The sequence below is a fragment of the Halorubrum persicum genome (assembly GCF_002727125.1).
Classification (GTDB): domain Archaea; phylum Halobacteriota; class Halobacteria; order Halobacteriales; family Haloferacaceae; genus Halorubrum; species Halorubrum persicum.
In genome coordinates, this window is sequence record NZ_NHOA01000025.1 from 1 (window position 1) to 6,695 (window position 6,695).

Annotated in this window: 3 protein-coding genes and 1 pseudogene; 2 read left to right on the forward strand and 2 right to left on the reverse strand. The window is 49.0% G+C overall.

Going from position 1 to position 6,695, the window contains the following annotated elements:
• Positions 1-1,851: 1,851 nt before the first annotated feature.
• A complete protein-coding gene (locus DJ69_RS18220; protein ID WP_180271714.1) occupies positions 1,852-1,992 on the reverse strand; it encodes a hypothetical protein in 141 nt (46 codons plus the stop codon).
• A gap of 410 nt (positions 1,993-2,402) precedes the next feature.
• On the opposite strand from DJ69_RS18220, the gene rdfA reads away from it, so the two are divergent.
• On the forward strand, positions 2,403-3,026 hold the full coding sequence (rdfA, locus tag DJ69_RS03785; protein WP_099254372.1) for a rod-determining factor RdfA: 624 nt from the start codon (positions 2,403-2,405) through the stop codon (positions 3,024-3,026).
• A 104-nt stretch (positions 3,027-3,130) separates the two neighbouring features.
• A pseudogene (locus DJ69_RS03790) lies at positions 3,131-3,547 on the forward strand (IS6 family transposase); the annotation flags it as partial.
• A gap of 359 nt (positions 3,548-3,906) precedes the next feature.
• On the opposite strand, the gene DJ69_RS03795 reads toward DJ69_RS03790, so the two are convergent.
• Positions 3,907-5,136, reverse strand: a complete 1,230-nt coding sequence (locus DJ69_RS03795; RefSeq protein WP_099254373.1) for a Cdc6/Cdc18 family protein — start codon at positions 5,134-5,136, stop codon at positions 3,907-3,909.
• Positions 5,137-6,695: the final 1,559 nt, after the last annotated feature.

Consider the following 6,695-nt stretch of genomic DNA (forward strand, 5'->3'; position numbering starts at 1 on the left):
CTAGAGGAGAACAGTTCTATCAACCGATTTTCGGAGGCTTACTGAAAATGTGTGAAGATACTTCTGGAGCCCACTATAGGATAAGACATATTTATTATATTTATTACTATATCAACGATAAGGAATAAAAAATCAGTCGATCCAGAGTCCCTTTTCAACGGAAACAGAGTCAGTTCTCGAAGACGAGTCTCCTAGCACAAAATTAGTTGCATACGCACTCTAAGAACAGGGTTTTGCCACGATAGACGGACTCAGTATCTGTACCTTGCTCCCTCCCGAACGATTCGATACGCGCTACAGAACTTAGACGAAGTCGACCTTATCGACACCGGTCAGTGTTTGACTAACGGAAGACGGAAATGCCACTATTGGAACGGGAAAACCAGTAAAGATCGTTCTTCTAAGTAACGCATGAAATGTTAGCTATTGTGATCGCTAATTAGAGGGATCTTTACTTTAACACTAAATTAATTCGAATTAATGTAGAACTCCCCACATATATTTGCCTGATATTGCCATATAAATATGTAGGTATACAAGATTATAATAAATGAACCATATTTGGCTTACAGTCCATAAGAAACTTCAATTTATCATCAGACTACAGATTAGTATCTGAATTCATCGAGATCGGGTGGGATCGTCTACTCCTACGGGGCCTTATCCCCGGTGAAAAATCTATAAAGATTACAACCGTATAGATGTAATGTCACGTTCTTTGAGAATGGTTATATGTTCGTATATGCCAAATTTTTAAACTAATCTATCCCTATTCGAAAGCATGAGAGAATACTGTTACCAGACTACAGATATCACTGAAAGTTATCTTGCAGATCAATAAGAATGAAATCTAGCCAGAGTTGGTTCAGCGTTAGAATAAATATATACCAAAATTCACATTATATATTGACAGAAGTGGCTTTGTTTGGGTAGGTGTGGACGATCATACAACAGCAGATTCGGCACCCGACGCTGTCATCAACGACTGGTTATCCCGCCCGAAAAAATGGAAAGTTATGATCCATGGCTACCAATTCAACTTGGCCGCCGAAGACCAACTAATCCTCACGGGAGCAACTCAAGGGGGTGCGAGTTCGCGGTTGCTGCCATTGTCTACGCATGGGAAACAGAACAGTTTGGCGGGACGCGTCATCTCGACAGGGCCGTAGACCTTCTCTGACGCTCGGTTTATTCGAGTTCGCAGGCGAACGCGGCTTCGGCCAGATTGGACACGCGCAGGTGCGCCCACGTGTAGTTGCTAAGATGGACATCAACTCAGACGGCTGGGGACGCGTGCTCAGGGTGATGATCGAGGCCACGATTACACAGAGCAGGAGCACCGGGTTGCCAAAACGCGTCGACGACGATGAGGTGGTAGGTCTTTACATCAGTCTGCCCTGTTGAATCCGATGGCGGCACGAGAATAACGGTCCTGAAAGCGCGTTTACTTCGCTTTTTGTCGGGATGGGATGGAGCGATCCACTTAGTGATCTCGATCCTCTCGCTCTCTGCCAAGGTTCTATTCCAGAATTCTCTCGGCAGGGGTTCTGAACCGGATACAGAATAACCCGATCCCGACGTCTTCTGCGGATTCAACAGATAACCTCTATCCCGATTGCAGATAGAGCGTGACCAGACGTAGTAACCGTGACGCTAATCGACGATCGACGAGTAAGAGTTATGTAACCGTCGAACAATTATGTACACATGCGTTCGACATGCTCCAACTGTGGCGATACAGTCGTGAGAAACCACGGTTCGCTAGTCTGCCGAAACTGCGGCCGCACACTCCGACACGGCGCCGACTGACAGCTCATCCCCTCGCTGGGAACGGCTACTCGGAGATCCACACTAGAACATCGCTCCGTTGAGCTCGTCGTCGAGGTTCTTGAACTCTGCGAGGTACTCGCAGCGGTCCTCGTGGAGCGCGTCGTGGGCCGCCTCAAAGTCGTCGTCGACGGCATTCGCGCCGCGTCGGCGCTCCGCGACCAATAGTCGCTCACGTGGACAGAGACACGTACTCTGTCGACACCTTCTCATCCGCCGACAACTTTCGCAACTCCTCGAACAAGGGTGTACGTGACGTGGTCTGCCGTCTCCGGATCGAAATACTCTGCGGACTTCGGCACCGCCTCATCAGCAGCTATGTGGTTGACTATTCGGAGTGAAAAATAATACGCGTGCTGAACAAAGAAATATTGACCAGACCACCCACAATCTACACGCCCTCCTCAGATGACGCCGGTCGACGGGTGATCTGTGGTCGTAGAACAAATGAATGAAATTATATAATGTGGAATTTGTGAATAGATCAGCGGCGATCAAAAGGTGTTGTTCGCGCTCGGCTAGCTCCGAGAACCACACACCAATGATCTTGTTACGCTCGGGGTGGAACTCCAAGTATGACCACCGAAGCGAGTGGCGGGAACACGAAGGTCGTGCGGGTGATCCGGAAGTACGACCTCGACGGAATGGGCGCGAACTTGGAGGCCGCGTGGACCGGCGAGACAGGCGAGCGGACCAGTCTACGGGACCTCGCCGACGAGTTCAATGAGGCGGTGCTGGAGGCGACCCTCCGCAATGCCAGCGTCTCGCCGCTCAACGTCGACGTATTGAGCACGTACGAGGCCCTCCACGGTGGGTCGAGATCGTCGTCGACACGGGCGTGCCGCCGCCTCGAGCGCGAGGGAATCGACGTCGACGAGCTCACCGGCAACTTCGTCACCCACCAGGCGATCCACACGTACCTCACGCAGGAACGCGAGGCGAGCCTCCCGGCAGCGGATGACAACATGGCCAACCGGAAGGTCGAGACCATCGAGAAGATTCAGGGACGGGTCTCGGCGGTTGCCGAGTCGGCCATCTCGTCGCTTGCGAACGCCGGGGAGCTGGACCGCAGCGACTACGACGTGCTCGTCGATGTGCGCGCCGTCTGCCCGAACTGCGGGACAGACGCGCCCGTTGGGGAGTTGATCCGCCGTGGCGACTGTGGCTGCGCGATGAATACCAGATCCGCCGATGAGTGACTAGAGCCACGGCGACCGATCGGCGATTGCCGCTTCTACCGAGTTGTAACGGCGGTGTTCAGATAAGGATTGAAAGGTGAGGCGGTGCGTTTTCAAAGTGGTTCATACCTGAAAACGACCGCCTCAGCGGCTGTTTAGACGATCTCAACTTATCGTTTGTGGAGCAAGAAGGCAACACCGAAGCTGTTAATGAATCTCAGTATTCAGCTTCATTTAGCAGTATTATCTCTTTCGAATGCTGTTTCGTTTCTTGAGTATTTGGTGTTGATCGGGTCCGATCCACCGTTCATAACTGGGTTCACAAGGCCGATTTACAGCCGGAATCTGATCGGTGCCCGAATCGTGTTGCGGTCGATGAAACACTAATTCAACTTGATGATAAACAATATGAGCTGTACGCCGCGGTCGATCCCAATTCAAACGATTTGCTCCATACAACGCTTGAACCGACAAGAACAAACGTGATCGCAGATCAGTTTTTCGCGGAACTCCGCGAAAAACACGATGTAGATGACGCGATCGTTCCCGTTGTCTATTATAGTAATCTCCAGAAGTATTTACTCACCACTCTCATCAGACCTTCGAGAATTAACGAGTAACACCGGAATCTGGTAGGGACCACAACAAAGACTTTCAGATTCTACTATAGTGTGATCCAATTTTGCGAGCCAGTGAACGATACATTACAATTTCTCTCAGACAAACCGAGTGGCGTAGTGACATACCGTTAGAACAGAAAGCATAGGCCACCCCAGGCGTCGAGTGTAAATAACCGTTTAACCGCGTACTATGCAGTATAGACGTTATATGAAAATTCTCGGAATGCGTCACGCCGAGGAACAGAGCGTGACACCCCAACCGTCGAGTGTAAAATCAGGAATTATTTATTAGGAGAGAACCGCTGATCAGATTCAATAGCGCTTTGTACGACTTTGGGCTCCTCCAAGAGGTAGTAGAAATTGGTCATTCCCTTCCCACGACCACGGCCAACTCGATCTGTGACACCAAGAATATCGAGAAAGGCCTGTTCGTTCAACCGGTCAGACATCCGCCTTTGTGAGAGCGGGTCAATATCCAGTGATTCAGTGAGTCGCTCATATCGTTCATAGATTTCACGGGTGGGAAATTCCTCTTGTTTGCTCCCGTCTGCGATTAATGAGAGAGCATATACTGCGGCTTTCGATTGTGTAGGCTGGTCTTGAAGCAGTTTCGAGAATCGATCGATGTCTGCTTTTTCCCGCGCATTTCGGACATGCTCTTCTCGGACAATATCACTATCATCGTCTTTCGCGAGCTCACCTGCATTTCGAAGAATATCTAGTGCTTTTCGAGCGTCACCGTGCTCCTGTGCAGCGAACGCAGCCGCAAGAGGAATCACATCATCGGTGAGAGCACCTTCCCGAAACGCATCCTGACGATGACGCATAATTTCGCGAAGTTGGTTTGCGTCGTAGGGGGGGAAAATGAACTCACGCTCTTGGAGACTACTTAAGACTCGCTCATCCAGAGAATCTTTAAAAGATATTTTGTTGCTGATCGCGAGTATCCCCACCTTACACGAATCAATCTTTCCAGCTTCCCCAGCTCGGGAGAGTTGCATTAGCACGTTGTTCTCCTGGAGTTTGTCGACTTCATCGAGAATGATGATGACGACGTCATGGAGGCTATCGAGGATCTGCCAAAGACGATCGTAGTACGCGTTCGTCGACAACCCTGAAAGGGGTACAGAAATATCTGTTACATCTGGTTGGTTGAATGTTCGAGCGAGTTTGATAACGACCTGTGTCTCTGTCGTTGCTTGAGTACAATCAATATATGCGCGATCGAGTCTCGTACCCTGGTCTTGAGCGAAGTTTTCGGCACTCTGAGTAACGTGTTTAGCTACGAGACTTTTCCCGGTTCCCGTCTTTCCGTAAATAAGCGTGTTTCTAGGCTTTCCGCCTCTGATTGCAGGGTGGATACTATTGGCAAGGTTAGATATCTCATCCTCGCGACCAATAATCCGTTCTTCGTCTGGAATATGTTCGATGTCAAGAAGCTCTTTGTCCGCAAAAACTGGATCCTCGCTTTCCCAAATTGAGTCAAGAGAACTCCGTTTCTCGTTACTCATTTGAATAATCTACCTCGGAGCGTCCGCCTCATATTACACACGGCGGTCGGTGTAGTATATAAAATTATGCCATTAACACACACCACCTGTCGAGTGTAAATGCTGGAATACACCGATAATAGAGTCTCGAAGAGAGAAATATGAGAGTGTGATTCAAAAAGAAAGAATATAGAGTAACCCTCCACGTGTCAAGTGTAAAACCGATAGTTTTCCGGTTTTACTTGTTGGGGAAACGTACGTACTAAAGGACACACACCCCGGGTGTCGAGTGTAAATTATTCATCCTGGCTATGTCAGTTCTATCGACTAATCGTTAGAGCGTGCAGAAAGCCCGATAATACGGAGATTCGTATAGTAAGCATCTAAAACAAAGTTTCTGAGACGGATTCTAATTATCTTACAACCTACCGAAAGATCCTATCTTTTCTCACGTTATCTCATATAAAGAGTATATTACTAGAATCTATTCTGCTCAGAAACTGTCTCTACTATCTATCCTCTGCCTTATAATCGCCCCTATAATAAAATATATAAACTTCTTATATGCAGTAGTACGGCTGCTACAAAACAGAACCTTGGGACTTCTTTCCCGAAAGAACAGGAGTTAACGACAATCGCTGTACGAGAGACTACCGAGTAGCAGCCTAACGACTTGTCGGTTTACACTCGACACCCGGGGTGTGTGGTACCGTCTACAGTCCCGAAGCCACTAATTTGTTAAATTTGCTTTGTTGAATTCGATGACAGCGTGGGAGTCACTGTTTGAGAGCCTACTCAAGGTTATAGATAGCTGCGGTCAACACAAGTTCGCGGAACTCTCGGTACTATACGCGAGGATGAACAGTGGGACCGACCCGATGCTTGGTGGCCGACAAGGCATTTTCGGCCATCCAACGCTGGCCGTATAATTCGCTGTCCAATCGTGCGTTGTGTGCGTGATCGTTTGCAGCGAACAGCCAATGACGCAGCAGCGGCCGGACGCCTTCTGACCGGAGGGCGTCCCGTAGTAATTGGGGTCGTGTTAACTTAAGCATCGTTCCAGCAGACGGCGAAGGCTCGGAACCATGATTCTGCCGCCGTCGGCTCCGCGTTTCTAAATGTGTTTGAAGACGAGGATGTTCTACGTTTTACTTCTCTAAAGACACGTTCGACAGCATTCCGATTTCCATGGCGCGTGATTTAAAATTGGAGCGAGATTCGTGAGAGCGCAGCTGTGAGGTGTCCGCCAGCATCGACAAGAAAGAGCGCATCGTCAACATGGCGTTTCTCTTTGCGATCGCGGAGTAACACCAACGTGAATTGTTAATTTTGGACAGGAAAAACGTCAACGTGGAGAAATTCGTTCGTGCGAGGATCAACAGCAGCGTGCAGCCAGAATCTGTCTGAATCGATCTGAATCGCCGTCTCATCGACCGCGACGCGATTCGGGCTTACACCTTAGCTGGCTGTAGATCAACTTTGTGTATCCAGTTGTGAATTGCTGTTCGCCTTCGTTGGACGCCCAAACCCTCAATATATTGTTTGGTATTCGAAAGTGATAATCAGTACTTCACAAAGCC

Excerpts from the sequence above, each read along its gene's own strand:
- DJ69_RS03795 (WP_099254373.1), bottom strand. The coding sequence starts at position 5,136 with ATGAGTAACGAGAAACGGAGTTCTCTTGACTCAATTTGGGAAAGCGAG.
- rdfA (WP_099254372.1), top strand. The coding sequence starts at position 2,403 with ATGACCACCGAAGCGAGTGGCGGGAACACGAAGGTCGTGCGGGTGATC.